The 24,145-nt window shown below is 66.2% G+C and carries 22 protein-coding genes; 7 read left to right on the top strand and 15 right to left on the bottom strand.

The features are described 5' to 3' along the window. Positions 1-153: 153 nt before the first annotated feature. The 7 genes from lpdA to sdhC all read right to left on the bottom strand — a co-directional run bounded on the left by lpdA (position 154) and on the right by sdhC (position 9,274). Positions 154-1,590: a dihydrolipoyl dehydrogenase gene (gene lpdA, locus RN02_RS20245; RefSeq protein WP_043266726.1), complete on the bottom strand. Its 1,437-nt coding sequence runs from the start codon at positions 1,588-1,590 to the stop codon at positions 154-156. An 81-nt stretch (positions 1,591-1,671) separates the two neighbouring features. Beyond that, positions 1,672-2,907, bottom strand: a complete 1,236-nt coding sequence (gene odhB / locus RN02_RS20240) for a 2-oxoglutarate dehydrogenase complex dihydrolipoyllysine-residue succinyltransferase (protein ID WP_043316226.1) — start codon at positions 2,905-2,907, stop codon at positions 1,672-1,674. Positions 2,908-2,949: 42 nt separating this feature from the next. Then, positions 2,950-5,781: a 2-oxoglutarate dehydrogenase E1 component gene (locus RN02_RS20235; RefSeq protein ID WP_009619378.1), complete on the bottom strand. Its 2,832-nt coding sequence runs from the start codon at positions 5,779-5,781 to the stop codon at positions 2,950-2,952. A 249-nt stretch (positions 5,782-6,030) separates the two neighbouring features. Beyond that, positions 6,031-6,738, bottom strand: a complete 708-nt coding sequence (locus tag RN02_RS20230; protein ID WP_009619377.1) for a succinate dehydrogenase iron-sulfur subunit — start codon at positions 6,736-6,738, stop codon at positions 6,031-6,033. Positions 6,739-6,749: 11 nt separating this feature from the next. Beyond that, positions 6,750-8,522 carry a succinate dehydrogenase flavoprotein subunit gene (gene sdhA, locus RN02_RS20225; protein ID WP_009619376.1) on the bottom strand — a complete coding sequence of 591 codons (1,773 nt, stop codon included), beginning with the start codon at positions 8,520-8,522 and terminating at the stop codon, positions 6,750-6,752. A gap of 3 nt (positions 8,523-8,525) precedes the next feature. After that, a complete protein-coding gene (sdhD, locus tag RN02_RS20220; protein WP_009619375.1) occupies positions 8,526-8,894 on the bottom strand; it encodes a succinate dehydrogenase, hydrophobic membrane anchor protein in 369 nt (122 codons plus the stop codon). Continuing rightward, positions 8,888-9,274 (bottom strand): succinate dehydrogenase, cytochrome b556 subunit, encoded by a 387-nt coding sequence (gene sdhC, locus RN02_RS20215; protein ID WP_009619374.1) that lies wholly within the window; start codon positions 9,272-9,274, stop codon positions 8,888-8,890. Before sdhC ends, sdhD begins: the two co-directional genes overlap by 7 nt. A 356-nt stretch (positions 9,275-9,630) precedes the next feature. On the opposite strand from sdhC, the gene gltA reads away from it, so the two are divergent. After that, positions 9,631-10,917 (top strand): citrate synthase, encoded by a 1,287-nt coding sequence (gene gltA, locus RN02_RS20210; RefSeq protein ID WP_009619373.1) that lies wholly within the window; start codon positions 9,631-9,633, stop codon positions 10,915-10,917. Positions 10,918-11,719: 802 nt separating this feature from the next. Here gltA and RN02_RS20205 read toward each other — a convergent pair. After that, positions 11,720-12,328, bottom strand: coding sequence for an START domain-containing protein (locus tag RN02_RS20205; protein ID WP_152623787.1), 609 nt, complete (start codon positions 12,326-12,328; stop codon positions 11,720-11,722). A 136-nt stretch (positions 12,329-12,464) separates the two neighbouring features. Beyond that, positions 12,465-12,719, bottom strand: coding sequence for a YkgJ family cysteine cluster protein (locus RN02_RS20200; RefSeq protein ID WP_009619371.1), 255 nt, complete (start codon positions 12,717-12,719; stop codon positions 12,465-12,467). A 174-nt stretch (positions 12,720-12,893) separates the two neighbouring features. On the opposite strand from RN02_RS20200, the gene RN02_RS20195 reads away from it, so the two are divergent. After that, positions 12,894-13,235 carry a DMT family protein gene (locus RN02_RS20195; RefSeq protein WP_009619370.1) on the top strand — a complete coding sequence of 114 codons (342 nt, stop codon included), beginning with the start codon at positions 12,894-12,896 and terminating at the stop codon, positions 13,233-13,235. Between the two features lies 1 nt (position 13,236). On the opposite strand, the gene RN02_RS20190 is transcribed toward RN02_RS20195, so the two are convergent. Beyond that, positions 13,237-14,109, bottom strand: a complete 873-nt coding sequence (locus RN02_RS20190) for an NAD(P)-dependent oxidoreductase (protein ID WP_043316224.1) — start codon at positions 14,107-14,109, stop codon at positions 13,237-13,239. A 132-nt stretch (positions 14,110-14,241) separates the two neighbouring features. Between RN02_RS20190 and RN02_RS20185 the strand changes: the two genes are divergently transcribed. After that, positions 14,242-14,781 (top strand): exonuclease domain-containing protein, encoded by a 540-nt coding sequence (locus RN02_RS20185; RefSeq protein ID WP_043316223.1) that lies wholly within the window; start codon positions 14,242-14,244, stop codon positions 14,779-14,781. Positions 14,782-14,868: 87 nt separating this feature from the next. Beyond that, complete coding sequence (ppnP, locus tag RN02_RS20180; protein ID WP_009619363.1) at positions 14,869-15,150, top strand: pyrimidine/purine nucleoside phosphorylase; 282 nt, start codon at positions 14,869-14,871, stop codon at positions 15,148-15,150. A 314-nt stretch (positions 15,151-15,464) separates the two neighbouring features. On the opposite strand, the gene RN02_RS20175 is transcribed toward ppnP, so the two are convergent. After that, positions 15,465-16,475, bottom strand: a complete 1,011-nt coding sequence (locus RN02_RS20175; protein ID WP_009619361.1) for an AraC family transcriptional regulator — start codon at positions 16,473-16,475, stop codon at positions 15,465-15,467. 339 nt (positions 16,476-16,814) lie between these two features. On the opposite strand from RN02_RS20175, the gene antA reads away from it, so the two are divergent. The 3 genes from antA to antC are packed head-to-tail and all read left to right on the top strand — an operon-like array spanning position 16,815 to position 19,724. Further along, positions 16,815-18,209 carry an anthranilate 1,2-dioxygenase large subunit gene (gene antA / locus RN02_RS20170; protein WP_043316220.1) on the top strand — a complete coding sequence of 465 codons (1,395 nt, stop codon included), beginning with the start codon at positions 16,815-16,817 and terminating at the stop codon, positions 18,207-18,209. Beyond that, positions 18,206-18,697, top strand: coding sequence for an anthranilate 1,2-dioxygenase small subunit (gene antB / locus RN02_RS20165; protein ID WP_043316218.1), 492 nt, complete (start codon positions 18,206-18,208; stop codon positions 18,695-18,697). The genes antA and antB overlap by 4 nt, the downstream gene beginning before the upstream one ends. 10 nt (positions 18,698-18,707) lie before the next feature. Beyond that, on the top strand, positions 18,708-19,724 hold the full coding sequence (antC, locus tag RN02_RS20160) for an anthranilate 1,2-dioxygenase electron transfer component AntC (RefSeq protein ID WP_043316216.1): 1,017 nt from the start codon (positions 18,708-18,710) through the stop codon (positions 19,722-19,724). Between the two features lie 182 nt (positions 19,725-19,906). On the opposite strand, the gene RN02_RS20155 is transcribed toward antC, so the two are convergent. The 4 genes from RN02_RS20155 to RN02_RS20145 all read right to left on the bottom strand — a co-directional run bounded on the left by RN02_RS20155 (position 19,907) and on the right by RN02_RS20145 (position 24,145). Continuing rightward, on the bottom strand, positions 19,907-20,863 hold the full coding sequence (locus tag RN02_RS20155; RefSeq protein WP_009619353.1) for a LysR substrate-binding domain-containing protein: 957 nt from the start codon (positions 20,861-20,863) through the stop codon (positions 19,907-19,909). 20 nt (positions 20,864-20,883) lie between these two features. After that, on the bottom strand, positions 20,884-21,009 hold the full coding sequence (locus tag RN02_RS34480; RefSeq protein ID WP_268872061.1) for a hypothetical protein: 126 nt from the start codon (positions 21,007-21,009) through the stop codon (positions 20,884-20,886). A gap of 68 nt (positions 21,010-21,077) precedes the next feature. Beyond that, positions 21,078-22,757, bottom strand: coding sequence for an arylsulfatase (locus RN02_RS20150; RefSeq protein WP_043316215.1), 1,680 nt, complete (start codon positions 22,755-22,757; stop codon positions 21,078-21,080). 47 nt (positions 22,758-22,804) lie between these two features. Next, complete coding sequence (locus RN02_RS20145) at positions 22,805-24,145, bottom strand: MFS transporter (protein ID WP_043266754.1); 1,341 nt, start codon at positions 24,143-24,145, stop codon at positions 22,805-22,807.

Below are 24,145 nucleotides of genomic sequence, written 5' to 3'. Positions count from 1 at the left end.
ACCGTTTTTCGTCTTGGGTATTGCGCATTCGGCGCAGCGCTCGTGGCGCCGCACCACCTGTGATTCCCGCGCCGCGGCGCAGGAATCCGGCGGGGTGGTCACGACAGCCCCTCGCGAATGACTGCCGCCCTGCCCCGCCGTGGTCCTACCGCCTCAGCGCTTCTTGCGGTTGGCGATGTGGATGGCGTGGCCATTCACCGCCAGGGCCGCTTCGTGCAGCGCCTCGGACAGAGTCGGGTGGGAGAAGACCATCATGCCCAGGTCTTCGGCGCTGGTGCCGAATTCCATGGCGATCGCGCCCTGCTGGACCAGCTCGGCGGCGCTCGGGCCGATCACGTGGACGCCCAGGACGCGGTCGGTCTTGGCATCGGCGATGACCTTGACCAGGCCGGTGGTGTCGTTGGCAGCCATGGCGCGGCCGCTGGCGGCGAACGGGAAGGTGCCGACGTTGACTTCGACGCCTTCGCCCTTGAGCTGCTGCTCGGTCTTGCCGACCCAGGCGATTTCCGGGTGGGTGTAGATGACCGACGGGATCAGGTCGTAGTTCATCTGCGCCTTGTGGCCGGCGATGCGCTCGGCGACCATCACGCCCTCTTCCGAGGCCTTGTGCGCCAGCATGGCGCCGCGGACCACGTCACCGATGGCGAACACGCCCGGAACGCTGGTCTTGCAGTGGTCGTCGACGAAGATGAAGCCACGCTCGTCGAGGGTCACGCCGCTGTCGGCGGCCAGCAGGTCGGTGGTCACCGGGCGGCGGCCCACGGCCACGATCAGCTTGTCGAAGGTTTCCTTCTGCTCGCCGTTGGCGTCGGTGAAGGTCACGGTGACCTGCTTCTTCTTCACCTCGGTGCCGGTGACGCGGGCGCCCAGGCGGATGTTCAGGCCTTGCTTGGTCAGGACCTTCAGGGCTTCCTTGGCGATCTGCTCGTCGGCGGCCGGGAGGAACTTGTCCAGGGCTTCCAGGACAGTGACTTCGGCACCCAGGCGGGCCCAGACCGAACCCAGCTCCAGGCCGATGACGCCGGCGCCGATCACGCCCAGCTTCTTCGGCACGGCCTGGAATTCCAGGGCGCCGGTGGAGTCGACGATGATGTCGTCGGTCAGCGGGGCCGGCGGGATCTCGACCGGCTTGGAACCGGAGGCGATGATGATGTTCTCGGCTTCCAGGACCTGCACCTTGCCGTCCAGGCCGGTGATTTCGACCTGCTTGTTGGCCAGCACCTTGCCGTGGCCTTCGAAGGAGGTGACGCCGTTGGCCTTGAACAGGGTGGCGATGCCGCCGGTCAGGTTCTTAACGATGTTGGCCTTGCGCGCGACCATGGCCGGTACGTCGATGGTGACGCCCTTGGCTTCGATACCGTGGACGGCGAAAGCCTCCTTGGCCTCGTGGTACTTGTAGGAGCTGTCCAGCAGCGCCTTGGACGGAATGCAGCCTACGTTCAGGCAGGTACCGCCGAGGGCGACCTTGCCCTCCTTGCCGATGTACTTCTCGATGCAGGCGGTCTTCAGGCCGAGCTGGGCGGCACGGATGGCAGCCACGTAGCCGCCGGGGCCGGCACCAATCACAACCACGTCGAATTTCTGGCTCATATCTCAATCCTTATTCCGGTGAAGCGGACGGCCCCTCGCGGGGCCGTCGTGTAGTACGGGGCCGTCAGGTGAAATGACGAATCAGACGTCCAGCAGCAGACGCGCCGGATCTTCCAGCAGGTCCTTCATGGCGACCAGGAAGCTCACCGCTTCCTTGCCGTCGATCATGCGGTGGTCGTAGGACAGCGCCAGGTACATCATCGGCAGGATCACCACCTGGCCGTTAACGGCCATCGGGCGTTCCTGGATCTTGTGCATGCCGAGGATGGCGGTCTGCGGCGGGTTGACGATCGGAGTCGACAAGAGGGAACCAAATACGCCACCGTTGGAAATGGTGAAAGTACCACCGGTCATGTCTTCGATGGACAGCTTGCCGTCCTTGGCCTTCTTGCCGAAGGTGGCGATGCCGTTCTCGATCTCGGCCAGGCTCATGAACTCGGCGTTGCGCAGTACCGGTACCACCAGGCCGCGGTCGCTGGACACGGCGACACCGATGTCCTGGTAGCCGTGGTAGACGATGTCGTTGCCGTCGATCGAGGCGTTGACGCCGGGGAAGCGCTTCAGGGCTTCGGTGGCGGCCTTGACGAAGAAGGACATGAAGCCCAGGCGCACGCCGTTGTGCTTCTTCTCGAACAGGTCCTTGTACTTGTTGCGCAGGTCCATGATCGGCTTCATGTTGACTTCGTTGAAGGTAGTCAGCATGGCCATGGAGGACTGGGCTTCGACCAGGCGCTCGGCGACCTTGGCGCGCAGGCGGGTCATCGGCACGCGCTTCTCGACGCGGTCGCCGGCGGCGAACACCGGGGCCTCGGCGGCCGGAGCGGCCGGCTTGGCGGCGGCCGGAGCGGCTGCCGGGGCGTTCTTCTTGGCCTCGACGGCGGCGACCACGTCTTCCTTGGTCACGCGACCGCCCTTGCCGGTGCCGGCGATGCTGTTCGGGTCGATGCCGTTCTCTTCGGCCAGCTTGCGCGCGGCCGGCGAGAGGATGGCGTCTTCGCCGGCGGCGGCCGGAGCGGCAGCGGCAGCCGGGGCAACAGCCGGAGCGGCGGCGGCCGGGGCCGGAGCGGCGGCAGCGGCGCCGCCTTCGCTCAGCTTGCCGAGCAGTTCGTTGGAGAGGACGGTGTCGCCTTCGTTCTTGACGATCTCGGCCAGTACGCCGTCGGCCTCGGCCAGCACCTCGATGACCACCTTGTCGGTCTCGATGTCGACGATCAGTTCGTCACGCTTGACGGCTTCACCGACCTTCTTGTGCCAGGTGGCGACGGTGCCGTCGGCGACCGATTCCGGGAAGGTTGGGGCTTTGATTTCGATAGCCATTCTGTGTGTTTCCTTAAATTCGGTATCTACTGCGCGTTGGCGTTAAACAGTGAAGGCGTCTTGCAGCAGTTTTTCCTGCTGCTCGGCGTGCATCGAAGCGTAGCCGCAAGCCGGGGCGGCCGAGCCGTCGCGGCCGGCGTATTCCAGGTTGAGGCCCTTCTTGTGCGCGGCGATGACACGGCGCATGTGGTGCTGCGAGCAGTACCAGGCACCCTGGTTCATCGGCTCTTCCTGGCACCAGACGATGTGCTTGAGGTTCTTGTACTGCGACAGGACCTCGGCCAGGTCGTCTTCCGGGAACGGGTAGAGCTGTTCCAGGCGGACGATCGCGATGTTCTCGCGGCCTTCGGCGCGGCGCTTCTCCAGCAGGTCGTAGTACACCTTGCCGCTGCACAGGACGATGCGGTCGACCTTCTTCGGATCCAGGCTGTCGATCTCGTTGATGACGGTCTGGAACGAGCCGTTGGCCAGCTCTTCCAGGGTCGAGATGGCCAGCTTGTGGCGCAGCAGCGACTTCGGCGTCATGACGATCAGCGGCTTGCGCAGCGGACGGATCACCTGGCGGCGCAGCATGTGGTAGACCTGCGCCGGGGTGGTCGGCACGCAGACCTGGATGTTCTGCTCGGCGCACAGTTGCAGGTAACGCTCCAGACGCGCGGAGGAGTGCTCCGGGCCCTGGCCTTCGTAGCCGTGCGGCAGCAGCATGGTCAGGCCGCACAGGCGCTGCCACTTGGTCTCGCCGCTGGTGATGAACTGGTCGATCACCACTTGCGCACCGTTGGCGAAGTCGCCGAACTGGGCTTCCCAGATCACCAGCGCGTTCGGCATGGTGGTGGCGTAGCCGTATTCGAAGGCCAGCACCGCTTCTTCCGAGAGGAAGGAGTCGTACAGGCTGACGCGCGGCTGGCCGTCGAACAGGTGGGCCAGGGGGATGTAGACCGAGTCGTCCTTCTGGTTGTGCAGCGCCGCGTGGCGGTGCGAGAAGGTGCCGCGGCCGACGTCCTGACCGGTCATGCGCACCGGGTGGCCTTCGAACAGCAGGGTGGCGTAGGCCAGGTTCTCGGCGAAGCCCCAGTTGATCGGCATGCCGCCGGCCGACATCTTGGCGCGGTCTTCGTAGATCTTCTGCACCTGGCGCTGCATGACGAAGCCGTCCGGAGTCTCCAGCAGCTTGTTGGACAGCTCCTGCAGGGTCTTCAGGTCGAAGCGGGTGTCGTGACGCGCGGTCCAGGCATGGCCGACGTACGGACGCCAGTCGACGAACAGCTCCTTGTTCGGCTCCTTGACCAGGCTCTTCACCACGTGCAGGCCGTTGTCCAGGGCGTCGCGGTATTCGTCGACCTTCTCCTGGGCCTGCTCGGCGGTCTGCACGCCGGCGGCGATCAGCTCGTCGGCATACAGGTCGCGGGTGGTGCGCTGCTTGGCGATCTGCTGGTACATCAGCGGCTGGGTGCCGCTCGGCTCGTCGGCCTCGTTGTGGCCGCGGCGGCGGTAGCAGACCAGGTCGATGACCACGTCACGCTTGAACTGCATGCGGTAGTCGACGGCCAGTTGGGTGACGAACAGCACCGCTTCCGGGTCGTCGCCGTTCACGTGGAAGATCGGCGCCTGGATCATCTTGGCAACGTCGGTCGCGTACTCGGTGGAGCGCGCGTCGTCCTGGCGGCTGGTGGTGAAGCCGACCTGGTTGTTGATCACGATGTGGATGGTGCCGCCGGTCTTGTAGGCACGGGTCTGGGACATCTGGAAGGTTTCCATGACCACGCCCTGCCCGGCGAAGGCGGCATCGCCGTGGATGGAAATCGGCACGACCTTGTCGCCGCTGCCGTCCTTGCGACGGTCCTGGCGGGCGCGTACCGAGCCCTCGACCACCGGGGAGACGATCTCCAGGTGCGAGGGGTTGAACGCCAGCGCCAGGTGGACTTCGCCGCCCGGGGTCATGACGTTGGAGGAGAAGCCCTGGTGGTACTTCACGTCACCGGAACCCAGCTCGACCAGCTTCTTGCCCTCGAACTCGTCGAACAGGTCGCGCGGGTTCTTGCCGAGGGTGTTGACCAGGACGTTCAGACGGCCACGGTGGGCCATGCCGATGACCACTTCCTTGACGCCGTAGGAGCCGGAGCGCTGGATGATCTCGTCGACCATCGGGATCAGGCTCTCGCCGCCTTCCAGGCCGAAACGCTTGGTGCCCGGGTACTTGGTGCCCAGGTACTTCTCCAGGCCCTCGGCCGCGGTCAGGCGCTCCAGCAGGTGGGCGCGCGCCTCGGTGGAGTACGCCGGACGACCGCGCACGCTTTCCAGGCGCTGGGCGAACCAGTGGCGCTGCTCGGAATCGACGATGTGCATGAACTCGGCGCCGATGGTGCTGCAGTAGGTCTGCTTCAGGGCGTCGATGATCTCGCGCAGGGTCGCCTCTTCCTTGCCGATGTAGAGCTCACCGGTGCGGAAGGTGGTGTCGAGGTCGGCGGCGGTCAGGCCGTAGTGATCCAGCGACAGGTCCGAAGGCGCGGTACGCACCCAGAGGCCCAGCGGATCGAGCTTCGCGGCCTGATGCCCACGCAGCCGGTACGCCAGGATCAGGCGCAGGACTTCGACCTGCTTCTTCTCGTGCTCGGTGCTTACGCTGCCGGCGGAAACGGGCGCGGCGCGGCGCTGGTTCTTGGCCAGGAGCACGAAATGATCACGGATGGAGGAATGCGAGACGTCGGGAGCGGGATTGCCGTCGGCGGGGAGCTTCTGGAAGTATGTGCGCCACTCTTCTGGCACAGCGTTCGGGTCGTGCAGGTAGAGCTCGTAGAGCTCTTCGACGTAGGCAGCGTTCCCACCGGATAAATGGGCACTGTTCCACATCCGCTGCATTACGCTTTCGTGCATGCTTGGTCACCCTCGGTAAGGGGACTCCACCTGATGGAACTCTCGGGGGACCCAGCCCTGTGCAGCGACTGGTAGCCACAAAGGTTCCCGCAGATAGTCCGGGTACCAGCCCGGATGCCCCTGCTGGTCATATATACGTTTTCGAGTCAGACCCCGGCTTTGTGGGCTGGGGCCCGTTGCAACCGCACCGCCGGACAATGTTCCGGCGGCACGGGTATTGCTCTTGTCGCACGCGACGGCGAAGTGGGATCAGGTCCCGCTCTGCAGCAGCATGTTACGAATGTGACCGATGGCCTTGGTCGGGTTCAGGCCTTTCGGGCAGACATTCACGCAGTTCATGATTCCACGGCAACGGAACACGCTGAACGGATCGTCCAGGCTGGCCAGGCGCGCCTGGGTTTCCGTGTCGCGGCTGTCGGCCAGGAAGCGATAGGCCTGCAGCAGCGCGGCGGGGCCGAGGAACTTGTCCGGGTTCCACCAGAACGACGGGCAGGAGGTCGAGCAGCAGGCGCACAGGATGCACTCGTACAGACCGTCCAGCTTTTCGCGCTCTTCGGGGGTTTGCAGGCGTTCGATCGCCGGCGCGGCATACTTGTTCTGCAGGTACGGCTTAACGCTCTCGTACTGCTTGTAGAAGATGCGCATATCGACGACCAGGTCACGGATCACCGGCAGGCCCGGCAGCGGGCGCAGCACCAGCTTGCCGCCCTTCAGGCCGGCGGCCGACAGCGGAGTGATGCAGGCCAGGCCGTTCTTGCCGTTGATGTTCATGCCGTCGGAGCCGCAAACGCCTTCACGGCAGGAACGACGATAGGAGAAGCCCTCGTCCTGTTCCTTGATCAGCGCCAGCACGTCCAGGACCATCACGTCCTTGCCCTGGGTATCGACGTCGAAGTCCTGCATGTAGGGTGCAGAGTCCTTCTCCGGGTTGTAGCGGTAAACACTTACTTTCAACATGACGGGCACCCTTAGTAAGTACGAACCTTGGGTTCGAATGCCGGAACGGTCTTCGGCGCGAAGTTGACGGCACGCTTGGCAACGCGCTTCTCACCCGGGAAGTACAGGGTGTGGCACAGCCAGTTCTCGTCATCGCGCTCCTCGAAGTCTTCGCGGGCATGGGCGCCGCGGGACTCTTTGCGGTTTTCGGCCGCGATGGCGGTGGCTTCGGCCACCTCGAGGAGGTTCTGCAGTTCCAGCGCTTCGATGCGCGCCGTGTTGAAAGCCTGGCTCTTGTCGTTGATCTTGACGGTGGCGATACGCTCGCGCAGGTCAGCCAGTTGAGCGATACCCTTCTGCATGTATTCGCCGGTACGGAATACACCGAAGTAGTTCTGCATGCACTGCTGCAGTTCGCGCTTGAGCGGGGCGACTTCTTCGCCGCTGGTGCGCTCGTTCACGCCGTTCAGGCGCTTGAAGGAGGCTTCCAGGTCGGACTCGGAGGCGCCGCGGTGCTCGATGCCCTCTTTCAGGGCCTTTTCCAGGTGCAGGCCGGTAGCGCGGCCGAAGACCACCAGGTCGAGCAGCGAGTTGCCGCCCAGGCGGTTGGCGCCGTGAACCGATACGCAGGCGACTTCGCCGACCGCGAACAGGCCTTCGACGATCTGGTCGTTGCCGTTGGCGTCCATGGTCAGGGCCTGGCCATGGATGTTGGTGGCGACGCCGCCCATCATGTAGTGGCAGGTCGGGATGACCGGGATCGGCGCGACCACCGGGTCGACGTGGGCGAAGGTCTTGGACAGCTCGCAGATGCCGGGCAGGCGGCTGTGCAGGACTTCCTCGCCCAGGTGGTCGAGCTTCAGCAGCACGTGGTCCTTGTTCGGGCCCACGCCGTTGCCGGCGATCACTTCCTTGACCATGGAGCGGGCGACCACGTCGCGGCCGGCCAAGTCCTTGGCGTTCGGCGCGTAACGCTCCATGAAGCGCTCGCCATGGGCGTTGATCAGGTAGCCGCCTTCACCGCGGCAGCCTTCGGTGACCAGTACACCGGCGCCGGCGATGCCGGTCGGGTGGAACTGCCACATCTCGATGTCCTGCACCGGTACGCCGGCGCGCAGGGCCATGCCCACGCCGTCGCCGGTGTTGATCAGGGCGTTGGTGGTGGAGGCGTAGATGCGGCCTGCACCGCCGGTAGCCAGGACCACGGCCTTGGAGCGGATATAGATGGTGTCGCCGGTCTCGATGTCGATGGCGATGATGCCGACCACGTGGCCGTCCTGGTTCTTCACCAGGTCGACGGCGTACCACTCATTAAGGAAGGAGGTGCCGTTCTTCAGGTTGGCCTGGTACAGGGTGTGCAGCAGGGCGTGACCGGTACGGTCGGCCGCGGCGCAGGTACGGGCGGCCTGGCCACCCTTGCCGAAGTCCTTGGACTGGCCACCGAACGGACGCTGGTAGATGCGGCCTTGCTCGGTACGGGAGAACGGCAGGCCCATGTGTTCCAGCTCGAACACGGCTTCCGGGCCGACGGAGCACATGTATTCGATGGCGTCCTGGTCACCAATGTAGTCGGAGCCCTTGACGGTGTCGTACATGTGCCAGCGCCAGTCGTCGTTCGGGTCGGCCGAGGCGATGGCGCAGGTGATGCCGCCCTGGGCGGAAACGGTGTGCGAACGGGTCGGGAAGACCTTGGTCACCACGGCGGTCTTGTGACCACCCTGGGCCAGTTGCAGCGCGGCACGCATGCCGGCGCCGCCGCCACCCACGATGATGGCGTCGAAGGAGAGAGTGCGAATGCTTGCCATGGATCAGTTACCCCAGAGAATCTGCACACCCCAGACGAAGAATGCGAACATGGCCATGCCGCATACCGCCTGGACGAGGAAACGCACGATGGTCGCGGGCTTGCCCAGCGCCATCTGAGTCAGGTAGTCGGTGGTGATGGTCCACATGCCGACCCAGGCGTGCACGCTCAGGGCAACCAGCGTGAGAAGACTGAAGATCTTCATCAGGCCGTGGGAGAACAGACCATGCCACTCCTCGTAGGAGATGTTCGGGTGTGCGATCAGGTAACCCAGCAGGAAAAGCACATAAGCCGCGAGAACGACCGCAGAAACGCGTTGGGCCATCCAGTCGTAGAGGCCGGAACGCGAGAAGTTTGTGACGTTAGTTACCATACCCAGACCCCCGCCAGAACGATCAGCACCACGGCAATGGCGATGACGATTTTCGAACCACGCTTGCCACCTTCCAGCGTCTCGCCGATACCTGCGTCCATGACGAGGTGACGAATGCCGGCTACCAGGTGGTACAGCAGCGCGGAGAGCAGGCCCCAGATCACAAGCTTGGCCAACGGATGGGCCAGACACGCCTTCACCTGCTCGAAGCTGTCTTCCGATGCGAGGGACTTGTCGAGCGCGAACAGCAGCACGGCAATGCCCAGGAACAGGATGACGCCAGAGATGCGGTGGAGAATGGACGTGTAAGCAGTGACAGGGAGTTTGATGGTCCTTAGGTCTAGGTTTACAGGTCGTTTGCTATTCACGGCTTTTTTCACACTGAGAGCCCTTCGAACTGCAGGGCTAGTTGTCGGGAGGTGCACTTGTCAGGTACCCATCACCTTCGGGAGTGACAACCGCCTGTGGAGCGAGGCCTGGAGGGCCCCGGCGGCTGGTCGCCGAGTATAGACAGTTAGGCTCCTAATGACAACGGAATCGCCTTCGCCTAAGGACTTATTGCCGCACCCCCATAAAAGGCGTAAATAGGCGATTTTTTTCGCCAAAACAGGCAGTTGGAGGGGCTGTCCGCTACCGATTCTTGCAAATTGACAATCGGATTTATCTCTCTATAGTGGTGCGGGCCCTGCGTGGGGGGTCGTACAGATGATTTCAAGCATTAATAGGAGGCCTAATCATGGCTGACAAGAAAGCGCAGTTGATCATCGAGGGCGCAGCCCCCGTCGAACTGCCCGTCCTCTCCGGCACGCTGGGCCCCGATGTAGTGGATGTGCGGGGTCTGACCTCCACGGGCCACTTCACGTTCGATCCTGGCTTCATGTCCACCGCCTCCTGCGAGTCGAAGATCACTTATATCGACGGCGACAAGGGCGTGCTGCTGCACCGCGGCTATCCGATCGAGCAACTGGCCGAGAAATCCGACTACCTGGAAACCTGCTACCTGCTGCTCAAGGGCGAACTGCCCACCGCCGAGCAGAAGGAACAGTTCGTCGGCACCATCAAGAACCACACCATGGTTCACGAGCAGTTGAAGACCTTCTTCAACGGCTTCCGCCGCGATGCCCACCCGATGGCCATCATGTGCGGCGTGATCGGCGCCCTCTCCGCCTTCTACCACGACTCCCTGGACATCAATAATCCCAAGCATCGCGAGATTTCCGCGCATCGCCTGGTCGCCAAGATGCCGACCATCGCCGCCATGGTGTACAAGTACTCCATGGGTCAGCCGATGATGTATCCGCGCAACGACCTGAGCTACGCAGAAAACTTCCTGCACATGATGTTCAACACCCCCTGCGAGACCAAGCCGATCAGCCCCGTGCTGGCCAAGGCCATGGACCGCATCTTCATCCTGCACGCCGACCACGAGCAGAACGCCTCGACCTCGACCGTGCGCCTGGCCGGCTCCTCCGGCGCCAACCCGTTCGCCTGCATCGCCTCCGGCATCGCCGCCCTCTGGGGCCCGGCCCACGGCGGTGCGAACGAAGCGGTACTGCGCATGCTGGACGAGATCGGTGACGTTTCGAACATCGAGAAGTTCGTGGCCAAGGCCAAGGACAAGAACGATCCGTTCAAGCTGATGGGCTTCGGCCACCGCGTGTACAAGAACTTCGACCCGCGCGCCAAGGTCATGAAGCAGACCTGCGACGAGGTGCTCAGCGAGCTGGGCATCAACGATCCGCAGCTGGAACTGGCCATGAAGCTGGAAGAGATCGCCCGCCACGACCCCTACTTCGTGGAGCGCAACCTCTACCCGAACGTGGACTTCTACTCGGGCATCATCCTCAAGGCCATCGGCATCCCGACCAGCATGTTCACCGTGATCTTCGCCCTGGCGCGTACCGTGGGCTGGATCTCGCACTGGCAGGAAATGCTCTCCGGCCCGTACAAGATCGGCCGCCCGCGCCAGCTGTACACCGGCCACACCCAGCGCGATTTCGTCGAGCTCGGCGCTCGCAAGTAAGTTTCGCCGGGATACGGAAAAGGCTGCTTCGGCAGCCTTTTTTGTTGCCCAAGCCCTCCTTTCTCACTCCGCAACTCAAACCTGTCATTCCGCGAACGCGGGACGCGGCTCCATCGCGAACAGCGCTTGCGCTGACCCGAAGGAGATAACCTAGCTGCCTCGGCTTGGGTGTTTCTGCGCCACTCCGAGTTTGCCCGACCGTCTTGTTTCGCCCCCTCGGGCGAGTCCCTTTTGTCAGTCGCCACAAAAGGAACCAAAAAGGCTTGCCCCGCATACGGGCCCGATGGAGCCGGGCTACCCTCGCGAATTCCCCCGCCACGGAGGCCCGCCCCGAGGGTACGTCCCTGTAGCCCATCGGGGCTCTCGCGACATCCATGTCGCATGACCTCCTGAGCGAGGGTTTCGCTCGGCCTTCTGAAGGGGCACTCCGGTGCGCTCGGCTATTTCTCTGGAAGTCCAAGAGCAAACGCGCTTTTGCTTTTGCTTTTCGTAGGAGCGAGCTTGCTCGCGAACCGCCCGTCACTGGGTTATTCCCCTTCGGGCCAGCGCAAGCGCTGTTCGCGATGGAGCCGCGTCCCGCGTTCGCGGGAATGGCGAGGGGGAGTGAGGAGTATCAGGATGACTCTGGGCTTCCCGGCAGCTCAGGACAGCCCCCTCTCCCTTCAGGGAGAGGGTTGGGGAGAGGGCGCTCTTAACCCCAACTCCGCAGCCACCGGCAAACCCCATTCACGAGCGAGCCCTCTCCCCTCCCCCCAAACACAAAAAAAGGCCGCCCAGGCGGCCTTTTCCATAACACCAAGCCTCAGCGCTTCTCCACCGCCGCACGCAGCCCCTTCAGGGTATTCATCGGCGCATCCACCACGAAGCTGTTGGCCAGCCACGACGGAATGCTGCCGCCCGGCTCGGTCTGCACCTGGTAGGTCACCTCGGTGACGCCCGCGCCCTTGGGCACCAGTTTCCACTCGCCGACCAGCTTGGGCACACGGATCTCGCCCTTCTCTTCCGGGATGTAGGTCGGCTCGGCCTGCAGGTGGCGGATGAGGCCGCCGTCGGCGGTCTTCTCGGTGGTCACGTGGATCACCACGTCGCGGCCGGTCACGGGCCAGGGCATGTCGATCTTCGAGTAGGTCCAGGAATTGTCGCCCTCGCTCTTGAGCAGGCGCATCTCGGCGCAGGCGTGGATCCACTTGCAGGAGCCCTTCACGTCTTCCTGCAGGGCATTGATGCTGGCCACGTCGGCCTTGATGTCGACCACGCCGCGATAGGCCTTGTACTTGGAGCCCGGGACGCTGCTCAGGTAGACCTTGACGCCGTCCTCGTCCTTGGCCAGTTGCCAGTCCTCGGCCATGGCGGCGCCGGAGGCGCCCAGCAGGGCGGCGCTCAACAGGGTCATACGCAGGATGCCACGCATCGTCATCTTCCTCTGGTTATTGTTGGTCTGGCCGGGCCGGCGAAGGGCCGTACCCGTTGCAAATCCGCGATCCTGAGCGGTTCGGCAGTCAGGATGGGCGCCAGTATGGCCCCTGGAAACGTGACTTCCAAGTCACTCAGGCGGCGGTGATCCGTTCCCATTCGGCGAGGATGCGCAGCGCCTCCTCGTTGCTGCTGCCGCAAGCCTCGGCGTCGGCGTCGAAGGCCGCGCACACCGCCGGGCGCTCGGGCCGGCCGAACAGGCGGCAGAGGTTGCGCTCGTCCAGTTGCACGCAGCGCACGCCCGCGGGCTTGCCGCCGGGCATGCCGGGGATGGGCGAGGAAATCGACGGCGCCACGCAGCAGGCGCCACAGCCGGCACGGCATTGCATCGTTGCTGGGCTCATAAAAAGGCACGGAGGAAGATCACGCACCGCAGGGCCGGTGCGCGGCGCGAAGGATAAGCCCAGCGACGCCCGCCGCCAAGGGCCTTGCATCGCCCTCCCCCTTGGCGGCGCGAGCGCGGCGATTTAGGCTGGCGCCCTCCTCACCTCCGAGAGCTCCCCATGCCGGTCTGGGCCCAAACCGCCACCCTCCTGGCGTTCTCCAACCTGTTCATGACCTTCGCCTGGTACGGCCACCTGAAGACGCTGAACACCAAGCCCTGGATCATCGCCGCCCTGGTCAGCTGGGGCATCGCGCTGTTCGAGTACCTGCTGCAGGTGCCGGCCAACCGCATCGGCTATACCGCGCTGTCGGTGGGCCAGCTGAAGATCATGCAGGAGGTCATCACCCTGGCGGTGTTCGTGCCCTTCAGCGTGTTCTTCATGCAGCAGCCGCTGAAGCTGGACTACCTGTGGGCGGGCCTGTGCCTGCTGGGCGCGGTCTACTTCATCTTCCGCAGCTGATTCACCCGCGCGGCTTCAGCCGGGTGATCAGGCTGGAAGTGTCCCAGCGCCCGCCGCCGGCGGCCTGCACCTCGGCATAGAACTGGTCGACCAGCGCCGTCACCGGCAATTGCGCGCCATTGTGCCGCGCCTCGTCGAGCACGATGCCGAAGTCCTTGCGCATCCAGTCCACGGCGAAGCCGAAGTCGAAGCGCCCTTCCAGCATGCTCTTGTGGCGGTTCTCCATCTGCCAGGACTGCGCCGCGCCCTTGCTGATGACCTCGATGGCGGCCTCGCCGTCCAGCCCCGCGCACCGGGCGAAATGCAGGGCCTCGGACAAGCCCTGGAGCAGGCCGCCGATGCAGATCTGGTTGACCATCTTGGTCAGTTGTCCGGCGCCGCTGTGGCCCATCAGCCGGACCATCCGCGCATAGGCGGCGATCAGCGGCTCGGCGCGCCGGTAGAAGACCTCCTCGCCGCCCACCATCACCGTCAGCACGCCATTCTCGGCGCCGGCCTGGCCGCCGGAGACCGGCGCATCGAGGAAGCCCAGCTCGCGCTCGGCAGCCTGCACCGCCAGCTCCCGGGCCACCGCCGCCGAGGCCGTGGTGTGGTCGACGAAGACGCTGCCCGGCTGCATCCCGGCGAGGGCGCCGTCCGGCCCCAGCACCACGCTGCGCAGGTCGTCGTCGTTACCCACGCAGCACATCACGAATTCCGCCTGCGCCGCGGCCTCGCGCGGTGTGGGCGCACTGCTGCCGCCGTGCTCGGCGCACCACTGCGCGGCGCGCGCCGGGGTACGGTTGTAGACGCAGACCTCATGCCCCTTGGCCTGCAGATGCCCGGCCATGGGATAGCCCATGACGCCCAGGCCGATGAACGCGACTTTCGCCATGGCTCGGTTCCCCTGTTGTCGATCGGGCTAGCCTAGCAGCGGTTTGCCGAGCCCCGAAAGGCCTTCCATACTGCATGCCAGGCGCCGCGCACGCGGTCCGGACCGTCCCACTTCAGCGCACGAGCAGGCCCTATGCCCCATTGGCTGGTGATCGACCTGGAAGCCACCACCGAGGAAGGCGGCTGGCCGGTCGAGGAAATGGAGATCATCGAGATCGGCGCCACCCTCGTGGCCGCCGCCGACGGCCGCGAGCTGGACCACTTCCAGCGCTTCGTGCGGCCGCAGCGCCGCCCGCTGCTGACCAGCTTCTGCCGCGAACTCACCCACATCAGCCAGGCCGACGTCGACGGCGCCGCGCCCCTCGCCGAGGTCTGGCCGCAGTTCGAGCGCTGGCTCGCGCAGCACAGCCCGCGCCTGGCCGGCTGGGCCAGCTGGGGCGACTACGACCGCCGCCAGCTGGAACTGGAATGGCGCCAGCAGCACATCGACAGCCACCTCAGCCAGGTGCCGCACCTGAACCTCAAGCAGCGCTTCGCCCAGGCCCGCCAGCTCAAGCGCCCGGTGGGCCTGAACACCGCGCTGCAACTGGCCGGGCTGCATTTCCAGGGCCAGCAGCACCGCGCCCTGGAAGACGCGCGCAACACCGCCCGGCTGCTGCCGCTGGCGCTGTGACGGCCGCGTAGTGACGCTGCCCATCGCCTTGGGCATACTGGCGCTCCTTTTTTCGCCCTCCCTACCCCCTGTTGCAGGAGCAGCCCCATGTTCAAGGTCAACGAGTACTTCGACGGCACCGTCAAATCCATCGCCTTCGGCATGACCGAGGGCCCGGCGACCATCGGAGTGATGGCCCCCGGCGAGTACGAATTCGGCACCGCCCAGTTGGAGATCATGCACGTGGTCGCCGGCGCCCTGACCGTCAAGCTGCCGGGCAGCGACGAGTGGGAAACTTTCGCCGCCGGCAGCCAGTTCACCGTGCCGGGGAACAGCAAGTTCCAGCTGAAGGTTGCGGTGGATACTGCTTACCTCTGCGAATATCGCTGAGGTCGCGATTGCGCCACGAAGAACCGGCCCCTGAGGCCGGTTTTTTATTGGTGGCTTGAGGAGGGAGTTTACCGGTGGCTGTGGTGTATCGGGTTGACGCCTTTCCCTCTCCCCAGCCCTCGGCTGCGCGCCCCGCCCTGAAGGGAGAGGGAGCCGTTCGGTGTGCTCTGGTAGTCAGGCTTACGCCGGAAGTTGCAGGAGTGCGCTGATGCTTCGATTGGCAGAGGACAGTCCCCTCTCCCTTCAGGGAGAGGGTTAGGGAGAGGGCGCTCTTCAGCATGACACCACAGTCCCAACAAACTCCCTTCCCCCTTCTACACTCCCCCTCTCCCACCAAGCCTCTGCAACCTCTGCTGCGTAGCACTGGGCGTCTCCCCAAACAGCTTGCGATAGTCCCCCGCAAAACGCCCCAGGTGAGCAAAGCCCCACCCCATCGCGATCTCGGAAATGCTGCGCGCCCCGCCCGCAAGAATGTCCTCGCGCACCCCATGCAGCCGGTAATGCTTCAGATAGGTCATGGGCGCACTGCCAAAGTACTTGCGAAACCCCTCGAACAGCTTGAACCGCGATACCCCGGCCGCTGCCTCCAGGTCATCCAGGCACAGGGCCTCGCGCGCATGGGCATGGATGTGTTCGCGGGCGCGCAGCAGATAGTGCGGCACCTTCTCGGCCAGGCAGCGGCGCAGCGCCTCGCTGTAGTTGTTCGGCTGGGCGAGGATCAGCCCCTTGAGCAGCGCGCGCTCCAGGTCGCGGCTGAAGAAGGCCTGGCCGAACAGCTCGCTCAGCGCCATCTCCTCGTTCAGGTGGCGGACCATGCGCCACCAGGCGGCCGCCGCGCCGTCATGGGCGTCCATCTCCGGCTCGAACACCAGGGGCTGCTCGGCCGGGCGCTGGAGCATTTCCTCCAGGGTCCGGCGCATGGCCAGCAGCGGGATAACCACCTGCAGCTTGCGGCAGTCGCCGGTGATGTTCAGCTCCTGGCTCTGGTTGGGCGAGACGATCACCCCGCGCTGCGGGTTCGACTGCAGGTAGCGCCCGGCCACGCTCAACTCCTGCTCGCCCACCAGCGGCAGGCTCAGGCTGTAGCTGTTGAAGCGCTCGGTCTCGACGATGCCGATGGTCACCTCGGTGCCGTACTCGATGCAGCCCAGGGTGGTGGACATGCCCTTGAGCACGCTGCCGCTGTGCTGGAAGCGCACCGCCTCGGGGTGGCCGGCGTGCAGGCGGTGAGGCCCGCAGATGGCCGACATCCAGTTGCGGGCGGCGGCAAGGTCGAGGCGATCGGCGTGGATGTCACGGAAGTGACCGGGGTTCTTCGGATTCATCGCTGGGCACTCACGGCTTGTTCGGGGCGGCTCTGACGGCGCTTGCGCCCAGTGTGCAGCAAGACGCGTACCCGCGGGCCACGGATCGTCGGCAAAGCCTCAGTATGCGGATAGTGTTCGACCATTTTCCGGACCATTCGCACCACGCCGGCGCCCCACCCGCCCCCTCCGCCGCCGCCCGGCGCAGCGCGGCTGGGCAGCTTCTACCCAGCCCCCGCACCGCGGTGTTACCCCGCCGCCGCCAATTTTGCGGATCGCCTTCCCCCACTGGGCGGATAGACCGCCATGGCGCGCCGGCCGTGAAATGGCGCCACCGATCCGCCCGATGGGACAACAACAATGAACGCACCAAGCAAGAGCCTTGCGCAGTGGCAGGACTACATCCGTGGCTGCCTGGATTTCCGCCCCGCCGAAGGGGTGTACCGCATCGCCCGGGACATGTTCACCGAGCCGGAACTGTTCGACCTGGAGATGGAGCTGATCTTCGAGAAGCAGTGGATCTACGCCTGCCACGAAAGCGAAATCCCCAACCCCAACGACTTCATCACCCTGCGCGCCGGGCGTCAGCCGATGATCGTCACCCGCGATGCCGGCGGCCAGTTGAACGCCCTGGTCAACGCCTGCCAGCACCGCGGCGCCACCCTCACCCGAGTGTGCAAGGGCAACCAGTCCACCTTCACCTGCCCCTTCCACGCCTGGTGCTACAAGAGCGACGGGCGCCTGGTGAAGGTCAAGGCGCCCGGCGAATACCCGGCGGACTTCGGCAAGGCCAGCCGCGGCCTGAAGAAGGCGCGCATCGACAGCTACAGGGGCTTCGTCTTCATCAGCCTGGACGCGAGCGCCACGGACAGCCTGGAAGACTTCCTCGGCGATGCGAAAGTGTTCTTCGACATGATGGTGGCGCAGTCCCCCACCGGCGAGCTGGAAGTGCTGCCGGGCCGCTCCGCCTACACCTTCGAGGGCAACTGGAAGCTGCAGAACGAGAACGGCCTGGACGGCTATCACGTCAGCACCGTGCACTACAACTACGTGGCCACCGTGCAGCACCGCCAGCAGGTCAACGTGGAGAACGGCACGGCCAGCGGCACCCTGGACTACAGCAAGCTCGGCGCCGGCGACGCGCAGACCGACGACGGCTGGTTCAGCTTCCGCAACGGCCACAGCGTGCTGTTCAGCGACATGCCCAACCCCGCCGTGCGCCCCGGCTACGCCAGCGTGATGCCGCGCCTGGTCGAGGAACACGGCCAGGCCAGGGCCGAGTGGATGATGCACCGCCTGCGCAACCTGAACATCTACCCCAGCCTGTTCTTCATGGACCAGATCAGCTCGCAGCTGCGCATCGTCCGCCCCATCGCCTGGAACCGGACCGAAGTCATCAGCCAGTGCATCGGCGTGAAGGGCGAGTCCGACCAGGACCGCGAGAACCGCATCCGCCAGTTCGAGGACTTCTTCAATGTCTCCGGCATGGGCACGCCGGACGACCTGGTGGAATTCCGCGAACAGCAGCGCGGCTTCCAGGGCCGCCTGGAGCGCTGGAGCGACATCTCCCGCGGCCACGGCAGATGGGTCGAGGGCCCGACGCCGAACAGCCAGACGCTGGGCATCGCCCCCGTGCTCACCGGTACCGAGATCACCCACGAAGGCCTCTACGTCAACCAGCACCAGCACTGGCAGCGCTTCCTCCTCGACGGCCTGGAACGCAAGGCCATGGCGCTCAAGGAGGTGCAGGCATGAACGCGCAACTGCAATACCGGGTGGAACAGTTCCTCTACCGCAACGCCGAGGCCTGCGACGCCCAGGACTGGGACGCCTACCTCGACATGTTCAGCGAGGACAGCGAGTTCCACGTCCCGCAGTGGGATTCCGAGCACGTCTACACCACCGACCCCAAGCGCGGCATGTCGCTGATCTACTACCCCAGCCGCGCCGGCCTGGAGGACCGGGTGTTCCGCATCCGCACCGGCAAGGCCGCCTCGACCATCCCCATGCCGCGCACCCTGCACTGCATCGACAACGTGCGCATCCGCGAACTGGACGGCGGCGAGCTGGAGGTGCGGGCCAACTGGCACACGCTGTTCTACCGCCTGGAGACGCCCGGGCAGTTCTTCGGCCACGCCACCTACCGCCTGCGCCCCCATGGCGAGAGCTGGCTGATCGCCCGCAAGCACGTGCTGCTGCTCAACGACCGCATCGATTCGGTGCTCGACTTCTACCACCTGTGAGGATGGCCCGATGAACCACAAGGTCGCCTTCAGCTTCGCCGACGGCAAGACGCTGTTCTTCCCCGTGCAGGGCAACGAAATCCTGCTCGACGCGGCGCTGCGCAACGGCATCAAGATCCCCCTGGACTGCCGCGAGGGCGTCTGCGGCACCTGCATGGGCCGCTGCGAATCCGGCAGCTACGCGATGGACTACGCCGACGAGGAAACCCTCTCCGCCGAGGACCTGGCCCAGCGCAAGATCCTCAGTTGCCAGACCCGCGTGCAGTCCGACGCCGCGTTCTACTTCGACTTCGACTCCAGCCTGTGCAGCGCCGCCGGCCCGGCCAGCCACCGCGGCGTGGTCAGCGGCGTCGAGCAGGTCTCGGCGAGCACCGCCATCCTGCGCCTGCAGGTCGAAGGCCCGGCGCTGGACTACCTGCCCGGCCAGTACGCGCGCCTGCGCGTGCCGGGCACGGACGCGGTGCGCTCCTACTCCTTCGCCAACCGGCCCAACGCGCAGAACCAGCTGCAGTTCCTCATCCGCCTGCTGCCCGGCGGCGCCATGAGCGACTACATCCGCGAACGCTGCCAGCCGGGCGACGAAATCCGCTTCGAGGCGCCGCTGGGCGCCTTCTACCTGCGCCACGTCGAACGCCCGCTGCTGCTGGTGGCCGGCGGCACCGGGCTGTCGGCCTTCCTCGGCATGCTCGACGAGCTGGCCGAGGCCGGCGGCTGCGGCCAGCCGGTGCACCTGTACTACGGCGTGCGCCAGGCGGCGGACCTCTGCGAGCTGGAACGCATCGCAGCCTACGCCGAGCGCATCCCGGGCTTCGCCTTCACCCCGGTGATCAGCGATGACGCCGGCTGGGATGGAAAGCGCGGCTACGTCACCGAGCACTTCGACGCCGCGGCCCTGCGCGATGCGCCCTTCGACATGTACCTGTGCGGCCCGCCACCGATGGTCGAGTCGGTGAAGGAATGGTTGCAAGCGCAGGGCCTAGAGAACGGCCGGCTGTACCTGGAGAAATTCACCCAGAGCAACAATTGATCCCGTAGACGCTACGGGTGGGATGGGCGTAGGGCGAATAACCGTTCGCGGTTATCCGCCGTTGGCCCGAAACACCGCGGCCCTGCATTGTTTGGTAGGATGGCGTTGAGCGAAGCGATACCCATCACCACGGCCCCATGGGTTTCGCAAGCTCAACCCATCCTACGAAAGCGGCGGTGACTTCAGCCTTCCTCGCCCAGCTCCTCGCTGGCGGCGCGCAGGCATTCGCGGAACAGCCGCGCCGCCGGGCCCAGTTCTCGGCCGCTGGGGTGGAAGCAGCCGATGTCGCCGAAGCGCAGCGCGATGTCCAGCTCGAAGGCGCGGACGCCGCCGCCATCGGCCAGTTGCCGGGCGGTTTCCAGGGGCAGCAGGCCGACGGTCTGCTGGTCCTGCATCAGGGCGACGTTGGTGAGCACCGACAGCGATTCGATCACGTTGCCCGGCAACGCCAGGCCGGCCTGGGCGAACAGGTGGTCCACCGTCTGCCGCAGCAGCGAGCCGGGCGGCGGCAGCACCCAGGGGTAGGCGTGCAGCTCGGCCAGGCCCACCGCGCCGCCGGCATGCAGCGGGTGGCCATGGCCGCCGACGATGCACAGGCGCTCATCGTAGAGCACGTCCACACCCAGCGCCCGCGCCTCGCCGCGGGCCTGCCAGTCGTCCGGCACGCGGCCCACCACCAGGTCCACCTCGCCGCCGATGAGGGCCGGGAACAGCTGGTCGAACTGGCCGATGCGCACCGACACCAGCACCCGCGGCGCGCGGCTCTTGAGCAGGCGCAGGGCGCGCGGCAACAGCGAGGTGGAAGCGGAGATCAGGGTGCCCACCACCACGTGCCCGGAAGTGCCGTCGCGGAAGGCTTCCACCTCGTCGCTCAGGGCCCGCAGCTCGGCGAGCATCGAGCGCGCCCGGCGCAGCACCAGCTCGCCCAGTTCGGTGACCTTCACCCCGCGGTTGCTGCGTTCGAGCAGCGGCGCATCGAAGTACGACTCCAACTCGTGGATGACCTTGGTCACCGCCGGCTGGGTCAGGTTCAGCACCTGCGCCGCGCGCAGCAGCGAACCGCTCTGCACCACCTGGTCGAGCACCACCAACTGGTAGAACTTCAGCTTGCGTGCGACCGATACCACACTCGACTTCATCGACTACCCCGACATCCAGCTCAGAAACGGAAAGTACCACGCATCGACAGGCAGGCCGTGCCGTCGCCGGCCCGGGTGAGCGCCGGCAGGCCCGGCCTGGGAGTGAACGGAGAGGATTTCTTCGGGGTATGGGCGAGCATCGGCATGGGCGGTCCTCATGTCGGAAATGGCAACGGAGGTGGCCCGGCCGTAATGGCCGGGCCTGCAAAGGGATTCATCGGCTGCTGGCGGCTTCCAGCAGCTGCGGCACCAGCGGCCTGCCCTGCGCGTCCAGGCGCAGGTTGTTGCGCTGGGCATAGGCGCGCCAGTCGCGCAGCAGTTCGGCCAGCGCCTGGGGCCGCTGCGCGGCCAGGTCGTGGCGCTCGCCCGGGTCCGTGGCGAGGTCGTAGAGGCGCCAGCGCGCCTGGGCGTCCTTGACGTCGTAGAGCAGCTTCAGCGAGCCCTTGCGCAGGGCGGCGTTGCCATTGAGCTCCCAGCCCAGCGGCTCGTCGGCGGCATGCACACGCGCGTCGCGGCCGAACAGCAGCGGCAGCATCGACAGGCCCTGCGGCGGAATGACCTCGCGGCCCCGGTAGCGCGGCCCGGGCTGCTCGGCGCCGGCCAGCTCCAGCAGCGTCGGCAGCAGGTCATGCACCCGCGCCAGCTGCGTGTTGCGCCCGGCGGCAATGCGCTGGGGCATGTAGGCGAACAGCGGCACCCGGTAGCCACCCTGGTAGGTGGTCATCTTGTAACGCCGCCCCGGCAACGAGCTGACCTGCGCCCAGGCGCTGCCCTGCAACAGGAAGGAGTCGCGCCGGCCGTAGTTTTCCAGGCGATTGTCGAAATGCTCCGCCACCCACCTGGCGTCCATGCTGTCGCGCCCTTCCGGGCCGTTGTCGGACATGAACAGCACCAGGGTGTTGTCCAGTTGCCCGCTGCGGCGCAGGTGGTCGAGCAGGCGGCCGACCTCGGCGTCGAAGGCCTCGACCATGGCCGCGTAGACCTCCATGGTGCGCGCCGACTGGCGCTGCTGTTCGTCGCTCAGCGTGGACCAGGCCGGCACGCCCTCCAGTTGCGCCTGCGAGGGATAGCCCTCGGGGATCAGCCCCAGTTCGCGCTGGCGCGCCAGGCGCTGCTCGGCGATGGCCTGGTAGCCGGCGTCGTAGCGCCCGCGGTACTTCGCCAGGTAGGCATCCGGCGCCTGCAGCGGCCAGTGCGGCGCGGTGTAGGCGGCGAAGGCGAAGAACGGCCGGCCGTCGCCGGCGCGGCGGTCGATCATCTCGATCAGACGGTCGGTGTACCAGGTGCTGGAGTAGAAGTCGTCCGGCAACTCGATGCCCTGGCCGTCGTGCAGGTAGGTGGTGCTGTAGTTGGGCAGCAGCGCCATGTTGGCCTGCTTGAAGTTGGCCGCGCCGCCTTCGAGCAGCACGTAGGACTCCTCGAAGCCCCGCTTCTGCGGCTGCAGCTCCGGCTGCTTGCCCAGGTGCCACTTGCCGGCGATGTAGGTGTGGTAACCGGCATCGCCCAGCAACTCGGCGAGGGTCGGTACCTTGGCCGCCAGCACCCCCTCGTAGCCGGGGCGCAGGCGTTCGCGCTGCGCAGGTGGCAGGCGGCCACGCCATTCGGCCATCATGCCGACGCCGACCAGGTGCGGGTCGTTGCCCGAGAGCAGCGCCGAGCGCGTGGTGGAGCAACTGGGCGTGGCGTGGAAGTCGAGGAAGGTCATGCCCTGGCGGGCCAGGCGGTCGAGGTTGGGGGTGGCGATTTCGCCACCCAATGCGCCTATGTCGGAAAAGCCCAGGTCGTCGGCGACGATCAGCAGCACGTTGGGCCGCTGGCCGCCCTCGGCGGCCTGGGCGAAGGGTAATGCGCCAGCCAGCAGCGCAGCGGCCAGCCACTTGAGCAAGGTATGCATGGGGATGAAACCCTCCTTCCTGTCGTTGTCGGCCAGCCGCGGGCGCCTCAGGCGAGTTCACCCCGCGCGGCGCCCGGTGCGCGGCGCAGGGCCATGACGAACAGCGCCAGGCTGGCCAGCAGCGCCGGCGCGGCGAGCCAGATGAAGAACACCTGCAGGCCACCGGCGGCCTCGAACAGCCAGGCGCCGAGCAGCGAACCGATGATCGAGCCGGCGCGCCCGGCGCTCAGTGCCCAGCTCACGCCGGTGGCGCGGGCGTGGGTCGGGTACAGGGTGGCGGCGAGGATGCTCAGGTTGTTCAGCGCGCCGGTGAGGGTGAAGCCCACGGCGAAGACCATCAGCAGCAGCGCCAGGCCGTTGCCCAGCTGGGTGCCGGTCAGCGCCAGGGCCACGGCGGCGCACAGGCACAGCGGCGGCAGCAGGCGCTGGGCGCCGAAGCGGTCCATCAGCAGGGCCATGACGATGCCGCCGATCACCCCGCCGAAGGGGATCATCGCGGCGATGTGCGAGGTCTCCTGGGTGCCGTAGCCGCTGCCGCGGAGGATGGTCGGCAGCCAGCTGGTCAGCAGGTAGAAGACGAACAGGCAGCAGAAGAAGGTCAGCCACAGCATCAGGGTGCGCAGCGCCCGGCCCTCGGCGAACAGCGTCGAGGCCGGCGAGCGCTGTTGCGCGGCGGCGACGTCGCCGACCAGTGTCACTTCGTCCAGGTCCTGGCGAGCGCTGATGCGCCCGAGGATCGCCCGCAGCCGCTGGGCGTGGGCCGGGCTGCCGGCCATGAAGCAGGTGGACTCCGGCAGCGCCAGGACCAGCGCCGGCAACAGCACCAGCGGCGTCAGGCCGCCGCACAGCAGCAGGCCCTTCCAGCCCACCAGCGGCAGCAGCAGGCCGGCCACCCAGCCGCCCAGGGCCAGGCCCAGGGTGAAGCCGGAATAGCTCAGAGTCACCAGCAGCATGCGCCGCCGTGCCGGCGAGTATTCCGAACTCAAGGTGATGGCGTTGGGCAGCACGCCTCCCAGGCCCAGGCCGGTGAAGAAGCGCAGCGCGGTGAGTACCTCGATGTTCGGCGCCAGGGCGCAGGCCAGGGTGCCCAGGGCGACTATGCCCAGGCTGAGCAGCAGGACGAACTTGCGGCCCTTGCGGTCGGCCACCGGGCCGAAGCCGACGCTGCCCACCAGCATGCCGAACAGCCCGGCGGCGAAGGCCGGGGCCAGTTGGCCGCGGGTGATGCCCCAGTCGCGGATCAGCTCGGGGGCGATATAGCCGATGGCGGCGGTGTCGAAGCCGTCGAGCACCACCACCAGGAAGCACAGCAGCAACACGCGGATCTGCAGGGCGGACAGCGGACTGTTGTCGATCAGGTCGCTGACGCGCAGGGTTTGTCTGTTCAT

The sequence above is a fragment of the Pseudomonas sp. PI1 genome (genome assembly GCF_000812405.1).
GTDB classification, from domain to species: Bacteria; Pseudomonadota; Gammaproteobacteria; order Pseudomonadales; family Pseudomonadaceae; genus Pseudomonas; species Pseudomonas citronellolis.
This window is presented reverse-complemented; position numbering and strand designations above follow the sequence as displayed.

What these genes read in the sequence shown, in the direction of transcription:
- RN02_RS20235 (WP_009619378.1), bottom strand. Translation starts at nt 5,781, where the DNA reads ATGCACGAAAGCGTAATGCAGCGGATGTGGAACAGTGCCCATTTATCC.
- antC (WP_043316216.1), top strand. Translation starts at nt 18,708, where the DNA reads ATGAACCACAAGGTCGCCTTCAGCTTCGCCGACGGCAAGACGCTGTTC.
- RN02_RS20200 (WP_009619371.1), bottom strand. Translation starts at nt 12,719, where the DNA reads ATGCAATGCCGTGCCGGCTGTGGCGCCTGCTGCGTGGCGCCGTCGATT.
- RN02_RS20190 (WP_043316224.1), bottom strand. Translation starts at nt 14,109, where the DNA reads ATGGCGAAAGTCGCGTTCATCGGCCTGGGCGTCATGGGCTATCCCATG.
- sdhD (WP_009619375.1), bottom strand. Translation starts at nt 8,894, where the DNA reads ATGGTAACTAACGTCACAAACTTCTCGCGTTCCGGCCTCTACGACTGG.
- gltA (WP_009619373.1), top strand. Translation starts at nt 9,631, where the DNA reads ATGGCTGACAAGAAAGCGCAGTTGATCATCGAGGGCGCAGCCCCCGTC.
- RN02_RS20155 (WP_009619353.1), bottom strand. Translation starts at nt 20,863, where the DNA reads ATGAAGTCGAGTGTGGTATCGGTCGCACGCAAGCTGAAGTTCTACCAG.
- RN02_RS20150 (WP_043316215.1), bottom strand. Translation starts at nt 22,757, where the DNA reads ATGCATACCTTGCTCAAGTGGCTGGCCGCTGCGCTGCTGGCTGGCGCA.
- odhB (WP_043316226.1), bottom strand. Translation starts at nt 2,907, where the DNA reads ATGGCTATCGAAATCAAAGCCCCAACCTTCCCGGAATCGGTCGCCGAC.
- RN02_RS20185 (WP_043316223.1), top strand. Translation starts at nt 14,242, where the DNA reads ATGCCCCATTGGCTGGTGATCGACCTGGAAGCCACCACCGAGGAAGGC.
- RN02_RS20205 (WP_152623787.1), bottom strand. Translation starts at nt 12,328, where the DNA reads ATGCGTGGCATCCTGCGTATGACCCTGTTGAGCGCCGCCCTGCTGGGC.
- sdhA (WP_009619376.1), bottom strand. Translation starts at nt 8,522, where the DNA reads ATGGCAAGCATTCGCACTCTCTCCTTCGACGCCATCATCGTGGGTGGC.
- RN02_RS20230 (WP_009619377.1), bottom strand. Translation starts at nt 6,738, where the DNA reads ATGTTGAAAGTAAGTGTTTACCGCTACAACCCGGAGAAGGACTCTGCA.
- antB (WP_043316218.1), top strand. Translation starts at nt 18,206, where the DNA reads ATGAACGCGCAACTGCAATACCGGGTGGAACAGTTCCTCTACCGCAAC.
- ppnP (WP_009619363.1), top strand. Translation starts at nt 14,869, where the DNA reads ATGTTCAAGGTCAACGAGTACTTCGACGGCACCGTCAAATCCATCGCC.
- RN02_RS20175 (WP_009619361.1), bottom strand. Translation starts at nt 16,475, where the DNA reads ATGAATCCGAAGAACCCCGGTCACTTCCGTGACATCCACGCCGATCGC.
- lpdA (WP_043266726.1), bottom strand. Translation starts at nt 1,590, where the DNA reads ATGAGCCAGAAATTCGACGTGGTTGTGATTGGTGCCGGCCCCGGCGGC.
- RN02_RS20145 (WP_043266754.1), bottom strand. Translation starts at nt 24,145, where the DNA reads ATGAACAGACAAACCCTGCGCGTCAGCGACCTGATCGACAACAGTCCG.
- RN02_RS20195 (WP_009619370.1), top strand. Translation starts at nt 12,894, where the DNA reads ATGCCGGTCTGGGCCCAAACCGCCACCCTCCTGGCGTTCTCCAACCTG.
- antA (WP_043316220.1), top strand. Translation starts at nt 16,815, where the DNA reads ATGAACGCACCAAGCAAGAGCCTTGCGCAGTGGCAGGACTACATCCGT.
- RN02_RS34480 (WP_268872061.1), bottom strand. Translation starts at nt 21,009, where the DNA reads ATGCCGATGCTCGCCCATACCCCGAAGAAATCCTCTCCGTTCACTCCC.